Genomic DNA, 24,307 nt, shown 5'->3' with positions numbered 1-24,307 from the left:
CAGATGTGCTGGGCCGAACGTCACCTCAGGCAGCGAGTCGTTCAAGTCGGGATTCACGATAGTACATAATTGCGGTGAGCCTTGATGAGATAGCAGCGGAAGCAGAGTACGAGCATGACCACCGACACGGTGATGAATCCCGACCACACCATCACCTGCAAGGGTCAGAACTGCACCGCAGTGCTCGACCCCGTCGCGCGGACGGTCACACTCACCCACCATGGATTGCTGGCGGGAAAGGCCAAGCGCAAGGCATCGCCGTGGATCATCCCGCTCGACACCATCACCGACGTGGAGTTCAAGGAGCCAAAAGGCCTCAGCGCCGGCTGGATTCGCTTCGTGCTGGCCGATCGGGCCGGCTACACGCAACGGCCCACCGACGATCTCAGCGGGTTCTTCGCCGGAACCGACGACGTGGTGCCGTTCGTGGAGGCGGTCAACGCCGCGCGCGCAACCACGCCGGCCGCGAGCGCAGCAACCACCAAATCGCGACTGCGTCGCTGGGCCGGTAAGGCCTCCGGAAGTCGCACACAAACCACCATGGATGTGCAGGCGCGTCCCGAGCCCGGATGGAGTCTCGATCCCGCAGGATCGGGCCGGTTGCGGTGGTGGGATGGTCAGCGGTGGACCGACAACTACCATTCGCCCGGCACCCCCGCGACACCTGTACGCACCCATGGCGGCAGCGCCAAGTGGAAGGTCGGCGGCGGGATCGCAGCGGCGATTCTCTTGGTCGCCGTCATCGCCGCCGCGGCTGGGACCGAGGACGACACGTCGACGAAAACTGCTGCACCGCAATCGACATCGACCACCTCCACCACGAGCGAACCGACACCGACCACATTCGCCGCGACCACTCCGCTCGACACCGCAGCCGCCACCGCCGCAATGACCAAGCTCGACACCCTGGCCGTCAAGGGCCGGGCCCCCAAAACCGGCTACGACCGTGACCAGTTCGGCCAGGCCTGGTCCGACGACGTCACCGTCGCCAGCGGCCACAACGGGTGCGACACCCGCAACGATCTCCTGAAGTCCCTCGACGACATCGTCATCGAACCGGGAACGCAGGACTGTGTCGTGCTGTCGGGGATGCTGAATGACCCGTACACCGCCCGGGTCATTGCGTTCACCCGTGGTTCCTCGACGTCGTCGGCGGTGCAGATCGATCACGTCGTCGCCCTCGAGGACGCATGGCAGAAGGGCGCCCAGCAGTTGAGCGCCGACGAGCGCCGGGACTTCGCGAACGATCCGCGCAACCTGCAGCCCACCGACGGGCCGACGAACAGCCAGAAGGGCGCCGGCGACGCCGCCACCTGGCTGCCACCCAACAAGGCCTATCGATGCACCTACGTGTCCCGGCAGATCGATGTCAAGGCGGAGTACCGCCTGTGGGTCACCGCGGCCGAGAAGTCGGCCATGCAGCGGGTGCTCTCTGCCTGCGGCGCAACGGTTCCCACCACCGAAACAACCTTCGAGGCGACGACCGAAACCAGCGTCGACACCGAACCGGGCAATGAGGTTCCGGCGGTCCCCACCGAACCGACCACCCCGGCCTACGTGGCGCCCGCCCCGACCACACCCGACAGCAGCGTCTACTACAAGAACTGCGCGGCCGCCCGAGCCGCCGGCGCCGCACCGGTCTACCGCGGACAGCCCGGTCACGGCTCACACCTCGACCGGGACGGCGACGGCGTCGGATGTGAGAGCTGACGACTGGTTGTCGGTGCCCGACGCTACAGTCGCGGCCAACAGACAGTCGCCCTACCGAAAGACCACGATGCCCACGAACTCCGTCCCGATGACCGACCACCTGGTCGCCATGTCGGCGGCCGGTGCGCGCAACGGCCTGCGCCCCGCCACCGACGACGCGGAGCTACGGTCGCTGCTGAGCACCTGCACACCAGAACTCGCCCGGGATGCGTTCCTGCGTTTCACCGCATCGAACCGATCGGTCCCCGCCGAGCCGGCTCCGGCCCGGGCGCCGGGCCTGTGGGGATGGTGCAAGCGACACAAGATCCTCGCGGTCATCTGCGCCTTCTTCGGCTGGGTGTTCGCGACCGCCATCACCGCCGGCAACGCCGGTTTCGGACTCCTGCTGTTCGCCGCCATCTGCGGAGCCATCTTCTGGTACCAGGGGCGCCGCGGCCGGACGCCGACGAAGCGTCCGAGCACCGTCCCCGCCACCAACCCGTGGCCGTTCGGCGCCGAGCGAACCTCGAGCCACGGTGAACTCGCCGGTGAATCCACCCTGCTGCGACCCGAAGCCGAACTCGTGGGCATCGCCGTCCTGATCGTCGAAACGATCAAGGCATCTCCGGTCGTCCGCAGTACCGTGATCAACACCGGTGATCTGCTCGCACAAGTCGACCAGTCCCTATCCACCATCAGCCACCAGTGCTACCGCGTGTGGTGGGTGCGCTCGACCATCGAGTACCCGGAGTCTGACTCCGACGTCGGCCGCGCGCTGGCCGCCGCGATCGACCAGCGACTGGTGCGGGTGCAGGAGAACTGGCGGGAGCTTCTCGACCACGTCGCACAGCTCGCCGAGCTCGCCGCGAACTTCGACTCGTACGCCAAGGTCCTGCGCGACTACGAACGCCACCAGCGGCTGATGGCCGACAGCACCGTCGGCGGCCCGTCGGCGGCCGATCCGCGATGGGACCACCTCGAGGGAATGCAGGCGAACCTGTCGGCGCAGATCGGATTCATCAACGACACCGCGCGTCGGGTGAGTAGCGCAGACCTCGGGTAACACCTGCGACCAGAACCTCACCCCATCGTCGCAGCCGTCGAGAATGCCCGGCACGACCATGCCCCGCGGGTCCTCATCGCGCTTGCTCGGAACCGTCCATGAGCGAGGACAAGCACGGTCCGCAGACGATATGGGAGTGATCGGCGCAGGCGCGTCGAGACCACCGCTGGCTACCCATCAGTCAACCGAGTGTTGTTGTGCTGCCGCTTCGACCACGGCATTGAGCGTGCCGATGAGCCGCATGTCCTCGACGGTGCGGGCGCGGGTGTCGAGCAGTTCGTCGGTGCACACGAGGTAGGCGAGGCAGCGGGCGCGGCTGATGGCGACGTTGAGCCTGTTGCGGGAGAACAGGAAGTCCACCCCGCGGGTAAGGTCCTCGCCGCTGGAGGTGGCCATGCTGAAGAACACCGCGGCGGCCTCGCGGCCCTGGAACTTGTCGACCGTGCCGACCGGCACGTCGGCGAGGGCCGGATCCTGTGCGAGCCGTGCGCGGATGGTGTTGACCTGATCGTTGAACGGGGCGACGACCATGAAATCGGTTGCCTGCAAGGGCCTTGTGTCGCCATTGTGGTTGGTCCAGTCGGTACCGATCAGCGTCGACAGTTCGACGGCGATCAACTCGGCTTCCTCCACCGACGAGGTGCGGTTGCCCTCGTGCTCGGCGCGCAGCCATCGCAGACCGGTTCCGGCGACGGTCGACTGACGCGCACAATCCACGTAGCTGATCAGCCGACCGTCGTAGATCTGCTCGGAAATGAATCCCGCCAGCGCGGGGTGCATGCGTCGGGTCTGCTGCAGGAAGACACCGCGGTCCGGCTGCAGGGTGACGTCGTCGCCGACGATGTGCTCGAGCACGCTGCACCCGGCGATACCGGGATGGTTGGCCTGGGCGACCTGCGGTAGCTGCAACGGATCGCCGAGCAACACGAGGCTGTGCGCGGCGGTGGATGCGGCCAGCGCATCGGCCAAGGCCAGCTGGCCGGCCTCGTCGACGAGCAGGACATCGACTTGGGCGTCGCGCATCACCGGGTTGGAGAACAGCCAGGTGGTACCGGCGACAACGTTGAACTCGTCGCGGGCGCACTTCGGATTGCCCCCATACGTCACCTCAGGCAGCTGCCGCACCGAGCTGGCCCCGGAATTACACACGGCATGCAGCAGATCGAGCTCACCGCTCTCCCGGAACGCCTCGACCACCCCCTCGAGCACGTTGCCGATCGCTTGGTGACTGACCGCGGTGATGCCGACCCGTTTGCCCGCGCGCACCAGTGCCCGGACCAGCCGGGCGGCGCGGTAGGTCTTGCCGGTTCCGGGCGGGCCCTGTACCGCCACACAGCTGTGGTCGAGTTGGGTGACCCAGGCGGTCATGTCGTCCAGGTCGTCGGCGAACACACCGTCGGCGGGGCCGGCCCCGGTGAATCTCGGCAGGTCACGACGCAGCAGTGCCAGGGTGACGGGGCTAGGGGTCCCGTCGAAAACGTTCTGCGCGAACGCTTCCAGTGCGTTGAACTTCACCTGCGTCGGCACCCAGTCGTGCAGGACCACCACTCGCGGGTCGAATCCCGCTTCCTGCCGCTCCTCACCCCAGACGAGGTCGATGACACCGGCCTCTCTATCGAGGTTGTCGATACTCGCGTACGCGCGACCGTCGTCTGGCGTTGCCAACATGACGGTTCCACCGCTCGCGGGGAATCGATCGAGATCCTGATCTGGGAAGGTGAACCGCATCGCCGGCGTGATCGCGTTACCGCGCTTGCCGATTCGTTCGATCATGCCCGCCGGTGTGAGGTCGGTGATCACCTCGGGATCATCGAACAGATCAACAGGATCGACGGCCAGCTTGACCTTCTTCGGCCCGACGTAGGCGAACCATTCGTCGCGCCAATAGCACAGCAGATCGCCGAGATCGTGTTCGAGCGTGCCGGCATCGAACCCATGTAGCCGCTCAACGGTCTCGTTGAGTTCCGGCAGTTCTGGGTCCGGTTCGAGGCGGGCTGCACGCCAGGGCATTTCGGGTGGGCGGTGATCGACCAGCCAGTCGCGCAGCGCGCGGGTCGCGCGGACGTCGTCCTCGTTGTAGGCGGCGATGGCGTCGAGGTCCGCCGGGTTCGGGCCGGCCATGTAGTGCTCGTACTGCACCACCGCACCCGCGCCCTTGTCGATCTCATGGCTGCGTTCAAAGTCGGTCAACCGTTCCAGGTGCTTCAAACCGTACGACTCAGTGCCCACCTGGATACTGTTGCGGGCCACCATAAAAAGATCGATGAACGCACCGGTGTCGATCAGCTCTGCCAGCGCCACCTCACGCACACCGTGGGTCTCTGCCAGCCGCTCCAGGGACGAGCGTTCGGTGTGGTTGTAGTGGTAGACGTGCATGCCCGGTCGTTCGGCGCGACGAGCGGTGAGATAGTCGATGAGCGCGGCCACCGCGTCGGCCTCCTCGTCGAGGTCGTGCGCCCACCATGCGCGGTAACGCCAGTCACGGGCGTCGTCCTGTTCGAGCAGCCCGAACAGGAAGAACAGTCCGGCGTCGGCCCGCCAGAACGGGTGGCCCTCGTAGTCGAGGAACACATCCCCGCCGTCCGGTTCGGGAAGCTTCTCCAGGCCGTGTCCCCACGGCTCCTCGCCCGCGATGATCAACTCGAACGGTGGCGGGTTGTCGGGTTGTTCCCGCGCCTGCACCTGAAGCACCGCCTGATCGTGCAAACGCGTGAGTCGCTCGGGAGACAGCCCGTCGACGTCGTTCACGACGGTGGAGAGCCCGGTCAGCGTCGCGATGTCCGCGTCAGTCAGGGTCTCGATGTCCGTCGTGCGGATACCGGCGACATAGATCAGCGAGTCTGCGTCACGCCACTCCTGCTCGCACGCGGTGCCGAATTCGCAGAACGCGCAGTGCGCGCACGGCTGCGACACCGTGTCGGCACCGGGCCCGTCGGCGAGCGCATCCGCAAGCCGGGCCTGTAGGCGTCGCCAGTACGGCTGAAAGTCGTTGACACGTAAGGTCTCCGTCCGGCCCGAACCCAGCCAGATGTGCATCTGCTTCGGCCGGACGCCGGTCATCGCCTCGATCGCGTCGGCGTAGAAGCACAGCTGCAGCACATGCCCCGGCTTGGCCTCGGCGCGAGCCAGCTTGGCGTCCACCGGCTCCCAGGACACCTCGCCGGTGTCGGGATCGTGTGCGCGCACCACGAAGTCGGCGACACCGCGAATACCGTTGTGCATGAAGGGCATCTGATAGATGACGTCCCAATCACCGGTGAAGGGGTTGCCGACACCGCTCACCCACGAGGAGAACGTCTGACCCTTTTCCATCTCCGGCACGTGCAGGGTGCGTAGGCCCTGATTGCCATACTCCGCCAGGCACTCCTGTTCATGAGCCAAGCCCTTGTCCAGCAACAGTTTGGCAAATGACCCGAAGGGCTTCTGCGGTTCCGCGAGCAGACCGTCCTCGACCCGGTTTCGCAACGTCAGGTAGTGCGGACAATCCAGCCACGCCGTCACTTTCGACGGCGTCAGTAGCCGCGGTGTCACCAGGCGCGGTGTTGTGAGGTGCTCGGACTTGGAGGACATGGGCTCATCATGCCGGGTCGGTCTGACACCCTTGCGCCGTATTCGAACACCGCCCCATGAGTCGCGCACCGCAGGTGAACTCGGACCCGCGTCCGGTCGCCATGTCGGCGGCCGGTGCGCGCAACGGCCTGCGCCCCGCCACCGACGACGCGGAGCAACGATCGCAGCTGAGCACGGTCACACCGGACGGGCAAGGGGTGCGTTCCTGCGTTTTTCGTCATCCAATCGACCTGCGCCCAAACCACCTTCGGCGCCGTCGCCGGGCCCGGGGGCTGGTGCATGCGGCACAAGATCCTGGCACCGCTGTGTGCGTTCTCCGCCTGTTGGCAGCGACGGCAAGGTGGGCTCACGCGTGTCGTTGAGGTGCGCGAGATGACCAAGCATATGAGGGCCGCCGAGCGCAGGCAGAACTTGTCAGACCCCCGTTGTAGTGTTCTGCCCATCGGGATCGACGAATAACGAAGCAGGTCACCACGGGTGACCACCAGAGACAACGATGCGGGCTGACGGTCCCACCTTGCCCAATGGTCTCTGGAAGGTGCGCTCGTGTCGGAGGATCGGCAGTCGTTTGCGGCGTGGTGGCAGGTGCCCTCGCCGTGGCCCGACCTGCCACCCCGGTTCACGGTGGTCGACGCCGAGGACATGGCATCCGACGACACCGAGATCAACGACCTGCTGCGCACGTTCTTGTGGACCGAGCGCGGCCGCTCGTTTGTCGAGTGGCAGGACTATCAGGCTGCTGCCGAACTGCATCGTCGTCTGGTGGAGGCTAACGCGGGTCCGCATGATCTGTTGCTGGTGGACGGGTTCGCCGGCTGCGCGGCGCGGATCGCGCAATCGAAGGCGATCTCCCAGCGGGAGGCCGAAGGATTCCTGCGCCGGGCGGTCGCCTTGCGGGACCGGTTGCCGCAGGTGGCCGAGCGGCTGCGACTGGGCAAGATCACCGCGGCGGGGGTGCGCACCATCATCGCCCGCACCGACCTGATCGACGACCTCGGGTGTGCCGAGCAGGTCGACGCCGATATCGTCGCCGAACTCGACTGCTATCGGGGGTGGTGGTCGATCGAGCGGTTGCGGCACATGGTGGATCGGATCGTGCACCGCCACCATCCGGATGCGGTGCGTGAGCGCCGTCGGCGGGCCCATGCGGCGCGACGGTTCTGGATCAAGTCCACTGGCGATGGCATGGCGATGGCGGCGATGACGATGACCGCGGAGAACGCGGCCGTTGCGAACGCCGCCGTCGACGCTCTGGCGTCGTTGGTGTGCAAGCACGACCCCCGCGATCTCGATCAGCGTCGCGCCGATGCCGGATACGCGCGGCTGTCCGGGGAACCATTCGAGTGTCTGTGCGGGCGGGACGACTGCACCGCGCAGATTCCCGCTCCGGGCACCGTGGTGGTGGCCGACTCGAAGGTGCTCGTGCACGTGGTGTGCGACGAGTCGACCCTCACCGGTACCACCGACAACCCCGGTTTCGTGGCCGGTACCGGTGTCGTGTCGGCCGAGCATGTCCGTGACCTCGCACGGCGCCCGGATGCGGTGATCAAACATCTGGTGCCCAAGGGCACTCCGCAAGATCCGGACGGAACGTTCACCCTGCCGGCGCACCTGCCGTCGAATCCGTACAGGCCGTCGACGGCGTTGGATGCGTTCGTCCGGATTCGGGATGGGCTGAGCGTGATTCCCGGGAGCGGGGTGTCGGCGTTCGACTCTGATCTCGATCATGTCGCGGAATACGATCATGCTGATCCGTTGGCGGGTGGGCAGACGGTGCCGGAGAACATGAATGCCAAGGATCGGTTCGGGCATTTGCTCAAGACGTTCGGTGACTGGGTAGATGACCAGTGGGTCGACGAGTTCGGTTGCCTGGCTTCGGAATTCACCACTCCGGAGGGTTTGATCATACCTGGTCCGCCGGAGGCGATGGAGAAATTGTTCCCGGGGTTGCGGCGAATCCGGTTCCGGGCGCCACCTAGTGAAGACGATCCGGCGGCCACCACCCCACCAGCGCCCACACCGGACCCTCCCACCCGCTCGCAGAGCCGGGTGGCGTCCAAACATGCCCGCAGACGCCAAGAGCGGGAACGCAACCGCAAACGACGAGAGGAGGCGCCAGCCCCGAGGCGTCGTTGAGGAAGGCGGCGGCCTCGCTGACGGCGAACCTGAGGTCGGCGGCGCGGATCTCGAGCAGATGCCCGCGTGCCCGGCTCGACACCACGAGGTGGACCTGCGCAGGCAGACGGTCCACGGAAAGGCGCATGGATTCATGGATTTCGACCGAAGTGAGGACGCCGCAGTCGTCGAGCACCAGCACGATGTCGTCGGAGAGCGCGCGAGGTCGTTGACCAGCGCCGCGACCACGCCGTCCACCGCGGCCGGACCCGACCGCAGAGCGGCGACGGCCCCGGCGCCGACCTTGGGCGCGACAGCGCGTAGCGCGGCGGCAATGTTGGACCAGAACAGCCGGGTCGTTGTCGGACTGGTCGAGCGACACCCATGCGGTGTGGCCGGAGTCTGTTGTGGCACTGAGCTATTCGGTCAGGATCCTCGTCTTGCCGAATCCCGCCGGCGCGGACACGAGCACGAGCGGCGGCAGGTCAGCAGGAGCGAGGCGCTCGACGAGGCGGGTGCGCTCGACGACACCCCGGCGTTGTCGAGGGGCGTGCAGCTTGGTCTCGACGAAGAGAACGTCGTTGGCTTCCATTGGGGGAGGTTCGTGTGGTCAGGGGTGGTCGGCGCGTGCGTGTCGGCAGGCGCGGTCGGCGTCGGGCCGGTGGGGACGGTGCGGTGTCGACGGGGGCACGGTCTCAGCGCAGCACCCGAATGTCGGGTCGGCAAGCAGTACGGTCAGTCGGATCTCGACGACAACCTCCCCGGCCGTGTGGCCGGCGCAACTCGGAATCTTGCTTCTCGCCGGCATCTACAACGTAGGCATCCGGGAGGGGGCTCGTGGCGCGTCATTTGGTGAGCGGTTCGCTCGCATCGAAGTCGTCGACGTCACGTTCGGCGCCCTGCGGAACGAACCGGCCGCTCCGTGCGATCGCGCCGAAAGAGATCATCAACGCGATGGCACCGGCGCGCGAGGGCAGAAGCCTCCGTGAGGACGCACTCCATGCGGCAGACGCGTGCCTCTGTTCGGTCGGCGCTGGCTCACGCGGAGAGTCCCGATCGGCTGGCGCGTACTGCGCTCGGCCACGGCCTGTCGACTGCTGCAGATTGTCGGATGCTCGGCGGCGCATGACGCCCGTCGACGACCACCCCAAGTCCGGCACCGAAAGCATCCCGGAGGCAACAGGTGCGGGTACGGGCGCCGTCGCCGGTGCCTGGGCGGGCGCCGAGTACGGCGCGATGGCCGGTACAGTCGGCGGCCCGGTGGGAGTGGCTGTCGGCGCGGTCGTCGGTGGAGCCGCCGGCGCACTGATCGGCGGTAGCCTCGGCAAGGAGATAGGGAGCTGGTTCGATTGAGTGGTCTCACCATCTACGACAGGGTCGCGCTGATGGCCGTCTCGCAGGCCCGCGTGATCGACGGACGGACGGTCGCCGGGAAGGTGCACATCGATCTGGATGCGTCGTGGCAGGAGCAACTAACTGACCCGGAGGCGGGACTCCTGAAGACATTCATCGCGGCGGATTCCATGCCCGGGTGTTTCCGCGACAACGTGGTAGTCATCCTGACCCGGTTCATTGTCGATGCGACTGTCGACGTCAACGATCTGCTCGACGACGCCTTCGCCGAAGCGCGGGCGCTGCCCGAGTGGATGGAGCAGCGAGCCGACCGATCACCGATCAGCGACCGGACCGAAGGATCGACGATCCAGTCAGGAAGCTTTCACGATCCCGACGCAGGATGGCTTTTCACCGTCACGTCCTACGTGCTCTACCAACGAGCGAACGTCGTATACCTGCTGCAGTGCACGGGCACGACAGCCTCGACCACCGCGACCGACTGGTCCACGGTCATCAAGGCGGTCCAGTCCTGCCGACTCGACGACTGAGGAGGACAGATCAATGGTGATGCGTACCAACAGAGTTGACGATCTCGAAGCCGCGATGGCCAGCCCGATCGTGTTCGAACCCGACCCCGACGACCGTCTCTGGTATCGAGGCAATGCCGGTGCCGACACCCTCTACCTGCGCATGGGCAATTTTCCGGACGAGCCTCTGTACTCGCTCTATCTCGGCCACGGCCGGTGGATGGACTTCACCAGTCCACCCGACACGTGGACCGTCAACACCCCCTCGGAGGGGTGGCCGGAGTCGGCTCGAGAACGTCTCCCCAAAGGGCAGTTCCATGTCTGAAGCAGCGCTGACCTGTCGGTACCTCACGCCTGATCAAGAATCCGAGTTGATCGCGCGATGGAGTCAGCCGCACCGTCGCTACCACACGCTCGCCCACCTCAACCACATTCTCGGCTCGCTCGATGAACTGCGCACCGCAGGAACTGATTTCGAGGATGAGCCGGTGGTCCTTGCCGCATGGTTCCATGACGCGATCTACGAAATCCCGGGGACCGACAATGAAGCGCGATCCGCGAAACTCGCCGCGTCGGTGCTGACGGACCGCGACTGCGCACACGAAGTGGCCCGCCTCGTCACGGTCACCGCAACCCACGTCGTGCATCCCGGCGACGACAACGCTGCCGCTCTGTGCGATGCCGACCTCGCAATACTCGGCTCGGATACCGCCGCCTATGACACGTACCAACGCCAAGTACGCGAAGAATACTGCGCGATTCCCGAAGAAGCCTATCGGCTTGGACGCGTCGAGGTTCTGGAAGCGCTCCTCCGACAAGAGCGGCTCTTCCACACACGGGTTGGCTACGATCGTTGGGAAAGCAAGGCCCGCAACAATATCCGGGCCGAGATCGCAGCACTGCGCGTTGCCTTCGGCAGTCAGTTGTCCAAGGGCTCGAGTACCGGCCACTAGCCTGGCGTTGGGTCCGATCGTACTCGCCACGTTGGTGGTGGTCGTGGACGCGCAAGCACTGTAGAGCGCCGGCGTCGTGGGCAGCGGACTGGCGTGCAACGGAATTGTCAGACCCCTGCTCTACCGTGTCGACCATCATGAACCACCGAAAAAGGAACTCAGTGCGCACGTCATTCTTCGCGGCGATCGTCACCGACGTCCTGACCACATGACCACACCACAGATCGGAGCACCATGACCGTCGCCACCGACTCGCACAGCGTCGAGTTCTCGTTTCCGGACGTCCATGCCGACGCCACGCTGTCCGTCACCTTTCATCGGACGCTGCGGGTGCCCGACGACTCCACCACGTATGGGCTTCCGCCCAGCCTCGGAGCGATCGAGATCGTGTCCACCGATGACGTCAATCCCCGAGCGCTTCCCGACGCGGACGCCCTCCTCCCGCTCTGGCAGTCGGAGGCGACGTGGATCGATTTCACTGCGCCCCACGACTACCCGTTCCTCGTGAAGATCGGCGTGGGCGGCATCAACGCCGTCACCGGCGACCCTTACACCCCGGCGCCCGACTTCGACGCCGAAGACTACATGGAGGTCCCGACACAGCCGTGGCTGGACGGTTTCCGGGTGGACGCGACCACCGTACGCCAGTTCGTTGCGATGCCTCTCGGCGACGGCTACACCGCCGCCGAACAACTGACGGGCACCGACGACGGACTCATCCGCTTCTCTGTGGCCCCGCTCAAGGCCGACATCTGGGCCGGGCGACCGGTCCCGCCTCCGATGTCGTTCATGCTGTGCGCCGACGTGCCGACCGGTATGGGTCTCGGCGCGGGTGGCACCATCGAACAGTCGATCGCCACACCCATCGAGCCACACGAGAATTGGGACCTTGATGCCCGCGCAGAAATGTCTCTCCGGATCGTCAATTCGACTGTGTGGCAATCACTCACCGACACACCACCCCACCGTTCGCCGCTGACTATCGATGAGTACCGTGCCCACGGGTTCCCCTGGTTTCGGTGGTACGACGACTCCCTGGCTCGGCAGGGCCAAAGCCCGCTGAACGAGGTGAAGTCGGTCCATCAACTCGGGGCAGAAAAGGGCACGCAACCGCTGCCGGACAACACCAGCTTCACCCCGCCGGAGCCGCATATCGTGGGTGGGGTCTGAGAACCAGGACGGTAGTCGGCCTCGTTCACTCGAGGTCACCGTCAGGCGTCGGCGAGTCCGCCTCCCCTGCAACGTCTTCGATCACCGCCAACGCTTCCTCAATGAGGGCACTTAACGAAACACGCCACGCGGGTAAATCCCGGGAAAGTGTCAGCCAGGTGAGGTCACGGTTGATCTCGTCGTACTGATGAATCAGGAAATTACGGTTGGCAACCGCAAGCGCCCACTCGACGCCCTCAGGCGCGAGGACGCCGAGTTTGGCGAGTCGGTTGGCAGCCTCGCCAAGTTTCATCATCAGCGAATCACCGGCCTCATGCAGCAAATCGTCTCCCATGTAGGCGAGCATGCCGCGGTCGTTGATCTCCTCGACCCGTTCGAGCCAACCGCAAATATGCAGTAACTCCTTTGCCGCGTTTCGTTCCATCAGAGAAGCACTGCCTCACGTCGAATGTCGTCGTCGAGGCCGGGTTTCAGGCCGCCGTACTCGACGAGATCGATCTCGCGGCCGAGGACCTCCTCGAGCAGTGTCTTGAAGCCGACGAATTCGAACGACGATGTCGAATCGGGTGCTTCGACAACCAGATCAATATCTGAGTCGGATCGGGCTTGGCGTCGCGCCACCGATCCGAAGACCGCCATCCGATTGTATCCATACTCTGCCGCAAGAGCTTTCAACACAGGCGCCGCGGCTTCAACCAGAACCTCCGGGTGGATGGCGTCGATGTCGGGACCAAACTTGAGTTGCTGACTCACGGCCGGCTGGGTGATCTTGAGGAGGTCGGCGATCTGGCGTTGGGACATCCCGGTCGCTACCAACGCCCGTAGGGCAAGAGCACGTCGCAGGCGCGCAACATCCTCGTCGCGTCGCGCCTTGCGATACTCACCAACCACAGTCATAAGACAACCTTATCAGCGCTCGTCGCTGTCGGTTTGGTCGCTGGTTGACCAGCCCACGCACTAACGTGTCGACTCGAACTGCCACACCGTCAGATGGAAGGCCACGGGGTCCCAGCCGACTCGAGTTGCCAGCCGGTTCATGAGCTCAGCGGCGAACTGGGTGCTCACCGACTCGACGCCGAGTGCCCTTGCGACGTAACCGGCGACAAGTGGGTCGGTCTTGGCGCCCCCGATGCCGGCGAGCGCCAGCAGGTAGGTCCACGTGACACCGGACTCCTGGCCCGGCGCCGAACACCATATCCGCCGAAGCTCCCGTGCCCGGCCCTTGGCGATCGCTTCGCTGAGATCCTCAACAGTGGCAACGCCGCGGGTCACGAACTTCAGTGATACCTGCTGTACCGCAGCAGCTTTGCGGGGACCATCGGCCGAGTTGAGCGACTGATCGTTCATCGCCTCCGCCCACTTCTGCACGCTGCCGAGTTGTTTGAAGCTTCGCAGGAGCTCGTGCAACCCGTCGGTGACTGAGTCGGCGGCGTCGGCCTGGCGGAAGTTCACGTAATGGTTGACGATGTCTGTGGTCGCTGTGGGGTCCATGCCGGTTGCGTAGCTGGCGTCGATGACGCACAGCGCCAAGGACTTTCGATAGCCGGTGGGCACGAACCAGAGGTCGGGGTCGCCGAGGTCGACGCGGGCGGCCGCCTCCAGAGCCGCGAGCTCGTCGTTGCGTGGCCCAGCGGGATCGGGGGTTGGTCCCTCCCCCCGTCCCGGGTTGTCCTGCGGGCTCGGCTGCGCCATGACAATCAGCTCCTTCGATGGCTCCACGATAGGCAATCCGAAGGGGTTTGTCGTATCCGCGGGCCTCGGCCACCCCGAGCGCTGCGCTGCGGCCTCATAGACGATGCTGTGCCCATACGTGAAGGTAACCGACCGCCATACCCTCACTTATGGCCTAAACGAGGGTGTGGTCCCTCCATGCCCTCGCTTCCTCCCGACGACGGACGCAACCGACACCAGCGGCCAGCGTCGTCCAGCGAGGCCGCCGAGTGGACCCCGACCACTCCGCCCGACTTGCCGAGTCGGGCTCAACGCGAGCGGTACCGGGGCCCTACCGAGCTGCCCTTGTCCCGCACATCGCCGCCGAAACCCCACACCTCACGCCCGAGACCTCGACTCTTGTCGCCGAGGCGAGCTCGGTGATCACCCGTTTTGATGCCGAACTCGGCAATGAGCAGGCACCGTTCTCCGCAGTACTACTTCTCCGTTCCGAGTCGGCGTCGTCATCGCAGATCGAGAATCTGTCGTCGCGATCCAGGAACAGACCAGCCCAGAGATCGCCGGGCGCTGGCGAGGATCAGGTGTGGATCGGCGGCACAAGCATCGGCCCCCACGACGCGGACTTCGTTGCGCCGACGGCTGCGCGCGTCCCCGGCCTCATGGACGATCTCATTGCCTTCGCGCACCGCGGCGACATCCCACCACTCACCCTCGTCGCCATTGCGCACGCCCAGTTCGAGACGATTCACCCATTTCCCGACGGCAACGGCCGGACCGGCCGCGCTCTCGTCCAGTCGATGCTCCGCGCGAACCGACTCACGCGGAACGTCACCGTGCCGGTGTCGGCCGGACTGCTGACCGACACGCGGGACTACTTTGCGGCGTTGGATGCCTACCGCGCCGGCGATCCCTCGGTGATTGTCGAAAAGCTCTGTCGCGCGGCACTTTCTGCCGTGGACAACGGCACCCGACTGGTGTCGGACCTCCGGCACATCCGCGCGCAATGGGACGACCGACTTCGGGTCCGACGGGGCTCGGGCGCACAGAAACTGATGGACACTCTGCTCCGACAACCCGTCGTCGACCGAAAGACCACAGCCACCGAGTTGGGTATCTCCCCCGACAACGCCGGCAGAGCAATCCAACCCCTGGTCGATGCCGGCATTCTCCGTGAACTCACCGGGTTCACTCGAAACCGGATGTGGCATGCGGTGGAGGTGACCGACGCGCTCGACGAGTTTGCGGCGCGAGCGGTGCGGCGTGGTAGGTAGGGACGGGTTACGGTCGCCCGTTCGTGGCCCGGGTTACGAGCGGTTTCGATGCGCTCGCCTCCTCCGTCGGAGTGCTTACTCAACCGGCGAAGACCCAGGCGGGTAGGGCAGGGGTGCGATCAGGACGCCTTGGCACCGCGCCTTGGGATGACGTGCATGATCGCCACGATGATCGCGCCGATCACCAGGCCCACGAGAGCCGAGACCACGGTCCCCGCCGTCCAGCCGAGCACACCACCGAAGCCATGCGCGAGTTCGTGGAACCAGTGCTCGATGTCGTGCAGACGGTCGGCGGGCCAGTGGAATCCGGCCTCGCCGACATTGACGATGAGGATGTGGCCGCCGACCCACAGCATCGCGGCGATGCCCACCACGGTGAGTATCGACATGACCTTCGGCATCGCCTTGACCAGGCCGCGTCCGACTCGTTGACTCAACTTCGATTGGCGCTGCGCCAGCGACAGCCCGACGTCGTCCATCTTGACGATCAGCGCGACCACCCCATAGACGAGGACCGTGATGAGGATGGCCACGACGATGAGCACAATCAGCCGCGTGAGAAACGGCTCGGACTCGACCGACGACAGGGAGATCACCATGATCTCCGCCGACAGGATGAGGTCGGTGCGGATGGCACCGTTGACCATCGACTTCTCGAACTCCGGCCCCTTCTCCGCGGCCGGCACCTCGTCGGTGTCGTCGTGCCCGCCCCCGTGCCCACCGCCGAAGGCCTCGTAGACCTTCTCCGCACCCTCGTAGCACAGGAACAGGCCACCGGCGATCAGCAGATACGGCAGTGCCTGTGGCAGGAACTGACTGAGGATCATCGCCACCGGCAGGATGATCAGCAGCTTGTTCCGGATCGACCCGATGGCGATCTTGCGAACGATCGGCAGTTCGCGGTCGGGCGTGAAGCCGTGGACATACCGCGGCGTCACAGCGGTGTCGTCGACCACCACACCGGCTGCCTTGACGCTGGCCTTACCGGCCGCGGCGCCGATGTCGTCGATCGACGCCGCGGCCACCTTGGTCAGGGCAGCGACGTCGTCGAGCAGTGCGACAAGCCCACCAGCCACAACAACCTCCTGAAACGGACATACGAATCATCGACCAGTATGCCCCGCGGGTCGGCGCGGGGTGAAGCCACGGCCGTCGAGTCGTTTGGCCGCGCAATCGGGGCTTCCACACACGATTCTTCCCTTCCACACACGGTATTTCGTGTGCGAAAGGGCAGGATCGTGTGCAGATGTGCGGACCGACGGCTCAGGTCGGAGACGGATTCGGTCGGTGCCCGCGTGCCCCAGCCGCCACGACGACACCGCCGATCCCCGCCGCCACGGCGAACACCAACCACAACGCAATCTGTATCAGCAGGGCTCCGACCAACGCGCCCAACAGGATCGCGACGATCGCTGCGATCCGCCGGTTCAGGATGGTCGCGCGGCTCGGCTTGGCGAACATGTCGACGGCCCAGACGGTGATCGTCGACGTCACGACCACGGTGGTCACATCGGCGACGCCCACCTTGCGTGCCACGGCCGCTTGCATGCCCATCGCGCAGGCGGTGATGGCGGCAGCTACCACCCCCGCTGCCGAGTCGGCAGCCGTGAAGCCGATCAGGATTGCGGTAATCGCAACGAGCAAGACCGAGAACGCCGCAACCGCGGTGAGTCGTGTGCTCCAGCCGGACGGGCTCGACCTCATCGACAGGCCGGCGACACCGGCCCCAAAGATGAAGGTGCCCAACGCAAGTGCGGGGCCAAGTACGGGCAGACCGTCTGCTCCGGCGGCACCCATGCCGAGGATGACGACGTTGCCGGTCATGTTTCCGACGAATACCTTGTCGAGGCCGAGGTAACCGCCGGCATCGACAAGCCCGGTGACAAAGGTCAGCGCGACCATCAGGGCGAGGTGCCGGGAGGGGGGGTCCATGCGAGCCAATGATTCCATGGCGCTGGGGCGGCGGGTTGTCAGTGTCATGGGGCTGTGGTGTCCCTTCGAGACGCTCGCTCGTTCCTCGCGAGCTCGTCGGGGAGCGGTGTCGGTGCGATGGCTTCGGCGATGAGGGCGATCTCGACCGGAGCCCCACCGGGGAGGGCAAAGACGCCGACGGCACTGCGGGCCGGCAGGGCGTCGACGCCGAGCTCGACCGCCAGCACGTCGGAGGCACCATCGGCGACCGCCGACAGCTCGGTGAACTGACCATCGCACGCGATGTAGACGGTCATCTCCGCGCACAGCGGCCGCTCCCCGACCTTCACCAATGACCGCACCGCGACAAGTGCATTCCGGACGGCGATGGCGGCCGCGTCGCGTGCCTGGATCAGGTCGACGTCGACGCCGACACGCCCGGTGATCACCAGATGGCCATCACGCCGTGGGGTCATGCCTGCGGTACGGATGGTGCTGCCGACGCGGGTTGCCGGGACATAGCGGCCCTGCGGCACCGGAACCTCCATCGCGACAGCCTCATTCGAGACCAAGTGCCACTCCTTCTTGTCGGGGATCGCTGCCGCCGAGCAGGAATCCCTGGGGATCAACCGAGATGATCTGTGCGCTTCCGGGTTCTCCCAGTGGGTCGATGTCGCGGACCGTGTGGCCGCGACGACGCAGTTCGTCGCGGGTCTCGGAGGCGACGGTGGTCTCGATCCGCATCTCGTGGTCCTTGCCGATCGTGTTGGCATCCGACCCGGGGAACACGGTGAACCTGGGCGCCGACACTGCCTCTTGGGGATCGAGCCCGTGGTCGAGCAGGTGCGAGAGCACCTGCATGTTCCACTGCACCTGACCGTCACCACCGGGAGTGTTGCCCACCGCCATCAGTTGCCCGTCGTTGTCGGTGGCGACCCAGGCGTTCAAGGTGTGCAACGGCTTTCGTCGTGGTTTCACCTCGTTCGGATGGCCGTCGACAAGATAGGAGCCGCGGCCCAAGCGATTGTTCAGGACGATGCCGGTGCCGGGCACGCTGAACTTCGCACCGAAGGTGAACGCCAACGAATGGATGAAGCTGACCGACCGGCCTTCGTCGTCGACGACGACCAGCGAGGTGGTGTCGCCGCCGGCAACGGCGAACTCACGGGCTCCGACGCTCCGGTCGGCAAGTCGACGGCGCCCGTCGACAATCGCTTCGGGCCGGAGGACCCGCATTGCACCGTCGCTGTCGGAGCCGCCGAACTCGAATCGATCCTCGAACGAGATCCGGGCTGCGATCGCCATTCGTTCGATCGCGTCGGCACTCATCCACCGCGTCAATCCCAGCTCGGGCCCACAGAGTTCGGCTTGCTGCAGGACCATCCATCCGGCGGATGGGAGTGGGGTCTGGTGAATCACCGCGCCGCCGTAGGACGTACTCAGCGCCGCCTGTGGCGCAACCGATCCCGTTGCTTCCCACTCGTCGCCGCTGAACGGTGCGCCACCGGCGGTAAGGGCGGCGACGCACCGCTCGGCGATCTCGCCGCTGTAGAACGACGCCGGGTCGTTGGCCAGTCGCCGAATCGTCGCGGCAAGGTCGGGTTGTGCGCATCGTGATCCGACAAGCGGTACGCGACCGCCGTCGGTAAGAACGGCGCGCAGATTGTCGTCCGCCCGGATCGCATCGAGGGCTTCGCGCACATCGTCGCGGGTTTTCGCCGAGCGCGGCAGGCCCCGATCCGCCATCCGCGCAGCCGGCTCCCACAGATCGGCCAGACTCCGTGTTGCACCGCGAGAGTGCAAGGCGGCCAACGCAGCCGGTACTCCCGGCACCGCGACGGCCAGCGGCCCATCCAACGGAATCGCGCTGAACCCTCGGTCGCGGTAGAACTCCGGCGTGCCACCGTCCGGTCCGTACCCGCTACCGTTCACCGTCCAGACCGAGCCATCGGGTTCGGACACCACGGCGAACGCGTCACCGCCGATACCGCACTGACCGGGCAGCGTCATCCAGGTGACCGCGGCCGCGGCCAACGCCGCATCGACCGCGTTGCCACCGGAGGCCAGGACTCGCAATGCCTCGGCACTGGCCAGCGGGTGGCTGGTCGCGACCATGCCGCGGGTCGCCATGGTGGGTGGACGGTGCACGGCGCCGGTCATGAGGTGGCCCGGAGCTTCCGACGGCGGGGGCCCTCCGGTGGCTCTGCCGGGTCGATCCCGACGAAGATCTCGCCCTCGCGCTCTTCGCACGGGTAGGTCTTGATCGGCTCGGTGGCCGGCGGGCAGATCGGCTCACCGGTCTCGAGGTCGAATGCACTTCCGTGACAGGAGCATCCGATGCCATCCTGGACGAGCTTGCCCGAGGAGAGCAGGCAGTCCAGGTGGGAGCAGTAGTTGGATGTCGCGTACGCCTTGCCGTCGAGTCGCGAAATCGCGAACTCGTAGTCCTCGGCATAGAAGCGTCGGACGATGCCTTCGGGCACCTGTCCCGATCGGGCAACCCGCTTGAATTCCATGGCTTTTCCTCTGGTCGATCGGTCCGTCAGCCGGTCGGCGTCAGGTAGATGGTCTTCTCGGACTGGTAGAACTGCATCATCGAGTCGCCGGCCTGTTCCTTGAAGGTCTGGGTGCTCGATGCCTTGTATCCGCCGAACGGCGCGTTCATCGCCATGCCGGTGGTGGGCTGATTGATCTTCACCAACCCGGTTTGCGACTTGTGCGCGAAATCCATGGCGCGCTGCAGATCTCGCGTGAGGATCGCCGCGCTCATGCCGAATCGGGTGGCGTTGGCCAGCTCGAGCGCATGCGTATGATCGCGGGCGCGTTGCACCGCCAGCACCGGGCCGAAGATCTCCTCGCGGACGATCCGCATGTCCGGGGTGGCGTCGGTGAAGACGACGGGCCGGGCGAAGTAGCCGGGCCGATCGTCGATGTCCGGCGCCGCGGTGCGCAGTGTCGCACCGTCGTCGATTCCGGCCGCCACGTACTCGCGGTACTTGCTCAACTGGGCCGCGCTGGCGAGTGGCCCCATGGCGACGTCGGACTCCAAACCCGAACCGACCAACAGCTTCTCGGCTCGCGCGACGACGGCTTCCACGAGCGCATCGTGGATGTCGTCGACGACGATCAGGCGGCTGGTGCCGGTGCACGCCTGCCCCGACAGCCCGAAGGCACCCTTCACGACGGTCGCCGCGGCCGTCTCGATGTCCGCGTCGGCGAGAACCACGGTCGGGTTCTTGCCGCCCATCTCCAACTGCACGCGCCGTTGTGGTCCCACCTGGCGGTGGATGGCGTGGCCGACGTCGGTGGAGCCGGTGAACGTCACCGCATCCACTCGGTCGTCGGCCGCGACCGCGGCACCCGCGGCTCCGCTGCCCTGCACCAAAGCGATGGCGCCACTGGGTAATCCGCCCGCGAGCAGCGCCTCGACGAGGCGCTGGCCCATCAGCGGGGTGATCTCGGACGGCTTGTACAGCACCGCGTTTCCGGCGGCCAGGGCCGGCCCGATCTTGCGGGAGGGAATGTTGAGGGGGAAGTTCCACGGGGTGATCGCCCCGACGATGCCCACCGGTTCACGCACCGTGTAGACAAGAGTGTCACCGGCGGCCGGATAGGTACTGCCACCCGCGCGTACCGCTTCGGCGGCGTAGAACCTCAGGTTCATCGGCGTGCGGCCGACCTCCATCGTCGCCTCGGCGCGGGTCTTGCCCTCCTCGAGCACCATCTCCTCGATGAGTTGCGGTGCACGGGATTCGAGATCGGCGGCCGCGGCCTCGAGGATCCGGGCCCGACGTTCGGGCGGGGTCGCCGCCCATTCCGGCGCGCCCTTCACCAGTGCGTCGACGGCGCCGCGGACGTCGTCGGCGGACGAGTCCGGGAAGGTGCCGATGACCTCACTCGGGTCGGCGGGGTTGACGCTGTCGAAGGCGGCGCCGGATGCCGCGGGAACCCATTGTCCGTCAACGAAGTTGGCGCCGCTGATGATTCGCTGGGTCATGCCGGCACTCCTTCCTCGCCGAGCTCCCAGAGGTCCAGATCTTCGTCGGCCAGCATGACGGGGTCGAAGGGACGGCCGAGCATTTCGCGTGCGGCCATGATGTCCTCGCCGCGGTCGATGGCGAAGGCGGCGGTCAGGTGCCCGTCGCGTAGGTAGAAGGCGGAGAACTCGCGGTCGTCCACGCTGCCACGGACGACCAGATCGTCTGCGCCCTGGTGGTTTCCGGTGAACTGTATGTTGTGCTCGTATTGATCCGACCAGAACCAGTGGGCGCTGTCGTCGGGCTTAGCCTCGCCGAGGATGGCGCGTGCGACGACGGCGCCCTGGCGGTTGGCGTTGTCGACGTGCTCGACCCGCACATGTCGTCCGGCCATCTGCGAGTAGCGGGCGGCGACGTCGCCGACGGCGTAGACGCCGGGCTGCGAGGTCCTGCCGAGTTCGTCGACGACGATGCCGTTCGCCACGCTCAGTCCGACAGCGGTCGCCAGTTCGGTGTTGGGTTCGATACCGATGCCGACCACCACATCGTCGACATCGAGGACGGCGCCGTCGGAGAGCGTCAGGAGCATTCCCGACGGCGTCTCGTCGGCGGCGGTGACGCTCACTCCGCAGCGCAGGTCCACGCCATTGGTGCGGTGCAGGTCGGCGCAGAGGTCGGCGATCCGAGTCCCCAGGCGGGGCTCCAGGATCTGCCGGCCGTATTCGATGACGGTGACGTCGAGTCCGAATCCTCGTGCAGTGGCTGCGATTTCCAATCCGATGAATCCACCGCCGATGACGGCGAGCCGGGTTCCGGCACGCAACCGGTCCCGTAGGCGCGTGGCGTCGTCGAGGGTCCGCAGATAGTGGACGCGTGGCGACGATCCGATCGCGAACCCCGAGAGTTCGCGGGGGCGTCCACCGGTGGCGAGGACGACGGCGTCGGCGACGACCAACTCCCCGCATGCGAGGCTCAGCGATCGGGCGCGGGGGTCGATGCTCTCGACGCGGGAGCCGGTGCGGATGGTGATGTCGTTGTCGGCGATCACCTTTGGGGTCAGGAGCGCCAGCGACGCATCGTCGGCGGTGCCGGCGAGGAATTCCTTCGACAGCGGTGGGCGCTGATAGGGGGCGTGTGCCTCGTCGCCGAAGAGCGTGAGGGCGCCGTCGAATCCGCGCCGGCGCAGCGTGCGGGCGGTGACGGTGGCGGCGTGGCCGGTGCCGACGATCGCAATACCGTTGGTGCTCATGGGGTTGTCCTCTGCTGAGGGTCACGTGGCGCGAGGTCCACATAGATGGTGTCGTCGGTGACCCGGACCGGATAGGTGGGCTGGCAGACGTCCTGATCGGGCTCGTAGCCGGTCTCCAGGTCGAACTGCCACTGGTGGCCGGGGCAGATGACGCGGCCGTGAAGCAACGTGCCCTTGGCCAACGAGCGGTCTTGGTGTACACACAGGTCGGCGAACGCGTACACCCGGTCGCCGGCGGAGAACAGCGCGATGGCCGTCTCGTCCACCTCGACGCGGAGTTTCCGTCGGCGTTTGAGTTCCCGCATCGTCGCGGCTTCCACCCAGTGGCCGGTTGTTGTTGTGGCAGTTGGCGAATCGGCAGCCATGTGGCCTCCTCCTCCAGGTATTGCGGCGCGGGGCCCGCTCCCTTGAGCCGGGCCCCGCACCGCAGTTCCGTGCTGTCAGACGGCGGACATCTGCAGATCAGGTGCGACGTAGGTGTCGTAGAGACCCTTGGTGTAGGAGAAGCGCATCTCCGCGCCCCACCGCACCAGCTGCAGGCAGCGCTGCTGCAGCTGCGGGGTGTCGGCGCAGTCGAGCACGATCTGGTAGCCGCGCTCGCCGTGGACGACGTCGGAGGTGATGTGCAGGTCGAAGAACTCGATCTCGTCCTCGGTGAAGCCGTACACCTCACGCAGCGGGATGATCTGCTTCTTGTAGATGCTCGGCACCTGTGACTCCAGGCCGACCACCAGTGCGGCGGTGGCGACCACGAAGTGCTCCCGCTGCGACACCGCGTAGCACCACGACTGCAGACCACGGGTGATGGCGTTCATGTTGTTCGGATCCTCGATCCGCTCCTTGGTGGTCCCGCACGCCTCGCCGAACTTGATGAGCAGGTCGGTGTGGCGGATGTCGGCCAGCTCCTCCTCATACATGTTCTGCAGGGTGAAGTCCTTGGCGTCGGTGTAGTGATCGGGGGTGTTGGAGTAGATGTTGGCCAGGTAGTCGGCGAAGGGGCCGACATAGTGGTAGTGGTTCTCCGCCCAGCGGGCGAAGTGATCCTTGGTGAGGGTGCCGTCGGCCCACGCCTTGCTGAACGATGCGTTCTTGGCTTCCCGGCCCTTGATGGCGTCCTCGAGCGCGGCCCGGAACTCGTCGCGTCCCATGAGAGTGGTCATGGTGATGTCCTTTCGAAGATGATTCGGCGGTTGATGGTTGGGCTGAGATCTTGACTGCCTCGCAACGCTGCGAGGTCGGCTCGAAAAGTCCTCACCCAGATGACTTTTCGATAGTGGCGAGATTAGGAGCGGGGTGCCGCGGAGGCCATGGTCACTATGTCCGCCGAACAGGCCGCGATCTGGTGAGAGTGCACGATCAGCTGACGCCGACGGACACGAGTGCCTCGAACTCGGCCAGCATTGCGGCGCCGACCGCCTTGTCCTGCTCCCCATTGCCGCCGCTGATACCGATGCCACCGACAACCTGGCCGTCGTGCACCAGCGGGAATCCTCCGACGAAGACGGCGAACTTGCCCGGCAGCATGTGGGAGATACCGAACGCCTCGTTGCCCGGGAGCGCCGGCCCGTTGGGGGGCTCGTTGAACAGGTGGGTGGCGCGCTCGTGTCCGGCGGCGGTGTAGGCCTTGGCCATCGAGATCTCGACGCCGGTGATACGGGCACCCGGAAGTCGGTGCAGGGCAATGACGTTTCCGCCGTCGTCGCAGACGCACAGGGTCTGCTTGACGCCGATCTCGGCGGCTTTGGCGGCGCCGGCCGCGAGGATCGGGAGTGCGTCGTCGAGTGTGATCCGCAGAATCCGATGCAT

The 24,307-nt window shown here is 66.1% G+C and carries 24 protein-coding genes and 1 pseudogene; 10 read left to right on the top strand and 15 right to left on the bottom strand.

The genetic code is table 11. The features are described 5' to 3' along the window. Positions 1-114: 114 nt before the first annotated feature. The 3 genes and pseudogenes from ACWDTI_RS04975 to ACWDTI_RS04965 all read left to right on the top strand — a co-directional run. Positions 115-351 (top strand): annotated as a pseudogene (locus tag ACWDTI_RS04975) (DUF4429 domain-containing protein); the annotation flags it as partial. 189 nt (positions 352-540) lie between these two features. After that, positions 541-1,710, top strand: a complete 1,170-nt coding sequence (locus ACWDTI_RS04970; protein WP_449736966.1) for a GmrSD restriction endonuclease domain-containing protein — start codon at positions 541-543, stop codon at positions 1,708-1,710. A gap of 67 nt (positions 1,711-1,777) precedes the next feature. After that, positions 1,778-2,752: a hypothetical protein gene (locus tag ACWDTI_RS04965; RefSeq protein ID WP_449736914.1), complete on the top strand. Its 975-nt coding sequence runs from the start codon at positions 1,778-1,780 to the stop codon at positions 2,750-2,752. A 177-nt stretch (positions 2,753-2,929) separates the two neighbouring features. On the opposite strand, the gene ACWDTI_RS04960 is transcribed toward ACWDTI_RS04965, so the two are convergent. After that, positions 2,930-6,322: a TM0106 family RecB-like putative nuclease gene (locus ACWDTI_RS04960; RefSeq protein ID WP_449736913.1), complete on the bottom strand. Its 3,393-nt coding sequence runs from the start codon at positions 6,320-6,322 to the stop codon at positions 2,930-2,932. Positions 6,323-6,868: 546 nt separating this feature from the next. Here ACWDTI_RS04960 and ACWDTI_RS04955 point away from each other — a divergent pair. Further along, positions 6,869-8,458, top strand: a complete 1,590-nt coding sequence (locus ACWDTI_RS04955; protein WP_449736912.1) for a DUF222 domain-containing protein — start codon at positions 6,869-6,871, stop codon at positions 8,456-8,458. A 397-nt stretch (positions 8,459-8,855) separates the two neighbouring features. Here ACWDTI_RS04955 and ACWDTI_RS04950 read toward each other — a convergent pair whose 3' ends face one another. Further along, positions 8,856-9,029 (bottom strand): hypothetical protein, encoded by a 174-nt coding sequence (locus tag ACWDTI_RS04950; protein ID WP_449736911.1) that lies wholly within the window; start codon positions 9,027-9,029, stop codon positions 8,856-8,858. Positions 9,030-9,562: 533 nt separating this feature from the next. Here ACWDTI_RS04950 and ACWDTI_RS04945 point away from each other — a divergent pair. From ACWDTI_RS04945 to ACWDTI_RS04925, 5 genes are all read left to right on the top strand, one after another. Then, on the top strand, positions 9,563-9,790 hold the full coding sequence (locus ACWDTI_RS04945; RefSeq protein ID WP_449736910.1) for a hypothetical protein: 228 nt from the start codon (positions 9,563-9,565) through the stop codon (positions 9,788-9,790). Beyond that, complete coding sequence (locus ACWDTI_RS04940; protein ID WP_449736909.1) at positions 9,787-10,320, top strand: LpqN/LpqT family lipoprotein; 534 nt, start codon at positions 9,787-9,789, stop codon at positions 10,318-10,320. The genes ACWDTI_RS04945 and ACWDTI_RS04940 overlap by 4 nt, the downstream gene beginning before the upstream one ends. A 19-nt stretch (positions 10,321-10,339) precedes the next feature. Then, positions 10,340-10,624: a hypothetical protein gene (locus ACWDTI_RS04935; RefSeq protein WP_449736908.1), complete on the top strand. Its 285-nt coding sequence runs from the start codon at positions 10,340-10,342 to the stop codon at positions 10,622-10,624. Continuing rightward, complete coding sequence (locus ACWDTI_RS04930) at positions 10,617-11,252, top strand: HD domain-containing protein (RefSeq protein WP_449736907.1); 636 nt, start codon at positions 10,617-10,619, stop codon at positions 11,250-11,252. The genes ACWDTI_RS04935 and ACWDTI_RS04930 overlap by 8 nt, the downstream gene beginning before the upstream one ends. Before the next feature lie 234 nt (positions 11,253-11,486). Next, positions 11,487-12,422, top strand: a complete 936-nt coding sequence (locus tag ACWDTI_RS04925; protein WP_449736906.1) for a hypothetical protein — start codon at positions 11,487-11,489, stop codon at positions 12,420-12,422. Positions 12,423-12,447: 25 nt separating this feature from the next. Here the strand turns inward: ACWDTI_RS04925 and ACWDTI_RS04920 are convergent, their stop codons facing one another. From ACWDTI_RS04920 to ACWDTI_RS04910, 3 genes are read right to left on the bottom strand one after another with little or no spacing between them, the layout of a single operon-like run. Beyond that, on the bottom strand, positions 12,448-12,846 hold the full coding sequence (locus ACWDTI_RS04920; protein ID WP_449736905.1) for a HepT-like ribonuclease domain-containing protein: 399 nt from the start codon (positions 12,844-12,846) through the stop codon (positions 12,448-12,450). Further along, a complete protein-coding gene (locus ACWDTI_RS04915; protein ID WP_449736904.1) occupies positions 12,846-13,319 on the bottom strand; it encodes a nucleotidyltransferase domain-containing protein in 474 nt (157 codons plus the stop codon). The genes ACWDTI_RS04920 and ACWDTI_RS04915 overlap by 1 nt, the downstream gene beginning before the upstream one ends. A 60-nt stretch (positions 13,320-13,379) precedes the next feature. Beyond that, positions 13,380-14,114: a heme peroxidase gene (locus ACWDTI_RS04910; RefSeq protein WP_449736903.1), complete on the bottom strand. Its 735-nt coding sequence runs from the start codon at positions 14,112-14,114 to the stop codon at positions 13,380-13,382. 638 nt (positions 14,115-14,752) lie between these two features. Here ACWDTI_RS04910 and ACWDTI_RS04905 point away from each other — a divergent pair. Next, complete coding sequence (locus ACWDTI_RS04905) at positions 14,753-15,364, top strand: Fic family protein (protein ID WP_449736902.1); 612 nt, start codon at positions 14,753-14,755, stop codon at positions 15,362-15,364. A 119-nt stretch (positions 15,365-15,483) separates the two neighbouring features. On the opposite strand, the gene ACWDTI_RS04900 is transcribed toward ACWDTI_RS04905, so the two are convergent. The 10 genes from ACWDTI_RS04900 to ACWDTI_RS04855 form a co-directional block, all read right to left on the bottom strand. After that, positions 15,484-16,440: a DUF808 domain-containing protein gene (locus ACWDTI_RS04900; protein WP_449736901.1), complete on the bottom strand. Its 957-nt coding sequence runs from the start codon at positions 16,438-16,440 to the stop codon at positions 15,484-15,486. A 187-nt stretch (positions 16,441-16,627) separates the two neighbouring features. Next, positions 16,628-17,296, bottom strand: a complete 669-nt coding sequence (locus ACWDTI_RS04895; RefSeq protein ID WP_449736900.1) for a YoaK family protein — start codon at positions 17,294-17,296, stop codon at positions 16,628-16,630. A gap of 44 nt (positions 17,297-17,340) precedes the next feature. Next, positions 17,341-17,847, bottom strand: a complete 507-nt coding sequence (locus ACWDTI_RS04890; RefSeq protein ID WP_449736899.1) for a RidA family protein — start codon at positions 17,845-17,847, stop codon at positions 17,341-17,343. After that, complete coding sequence (locus ACWDTI_RS04885) at positions 17,834-19,435, bottom strand: gamma-glutamyltransferase family protein (RefSeq protein WP_449736898.1); 1,602 nt, start codon at positions 19,433-19,435, stop codon at positions 17,834-17,836. Before ACWDTI_RS04885 ends, ACWDTI_RS04890 begins: the two co-directional genes overlap by 14 nt. Continuing rightward, positions 19,432-19,791, bottom strand: coding sequence for a Rieske (2Fe-2S) protein (locus ACWDTI_RS04880; protein WP_449736897.1), 360 nt, complete (start codon positions 19,789-19,791; stop codon positions 19,432-19,434). Before ACWDTI_RS04880 ends, ACWDTI_RS04885 begins: the two co-directional genes overlap by 4 nt. Positions 19,792-19,817: 26 nt before the next feature. Next, positions 19,818-21,260 (bottom strand): aldehyde dehydrogenase family protein, encoded by a 1,443-nt coding sequence (locus ACWDTI_RS04875; protein WP_449736965.1) that lies wholly within the window; start codon positions 21,258-21,260, stop codon positions 19,818-19,820. A gap of 8 nt (positions 21,261-21,268) precedes the next feature. Continuing rightward, positions 21,269-22,501 carry an NAD(P)/FAD-dependent oxidoreductase gene (locus ACWDTI_RS04870; RefSeq protein ID WP_449736896.1) on the bottom strand — a complete coding sequence of 411 codons (1,233 nt, stop codon included), beginning with the start codon at positions 22,499-22,501 and terminating at the stop codon, positions 21,269-21,271. Further along, positions 22,498-22,866 (bottom strand): Rieske (2Fe-2S) protein, encoded by a 369-nt coding sequence (locus ACWDTI_RS04865; RefSeq protein ID WP_449736895.1) that lies wholly within the window; start codon positions 22,864-22,866, stop codon positions 22,498-22,500. The genes ACWDTI_RS04870 and ACWDTI_RS04865 overlap by 4 nt, the downstream gene beginning before the upstream one ends. A gap of 75 nt (positions 22,867-22,941) precedes the next feature. Then, the gene (locus tag ACWDTI_RS04860) at positions 22,942-23,661 is read right to left on the bottom strand and encodes a TenA family transcriptional regulator (RefSeq protein ID WP_449736894.1); all 720 of its coding nucleotides are present in this window, start codon (positions 23,659-23,661) and stop codon (positions 22,942-22,944) included. A gap of 196 nt (positions 23,662-23,857) precedes the next feature. Continuing rightward, complete coding sequence (locus tag ACWDTI_RS04855; RefSeq protein ID WP_449736893.1) at positions 23,858-24,307, bottom strand: GlcG/HbpS family heme-binding protein; 450 nt, start codon at positions 24,305-24,307, stop codon at positions 23,858-23,860.

The sequence above is a fragment of the Gordonia sp. NPDC003424 genome (assembly GCF_053588655.1).
Note: the sequence above shows the minus strand (reverse complement) of the source record. Positions and strands in the feature narration are given on the sequence as shown.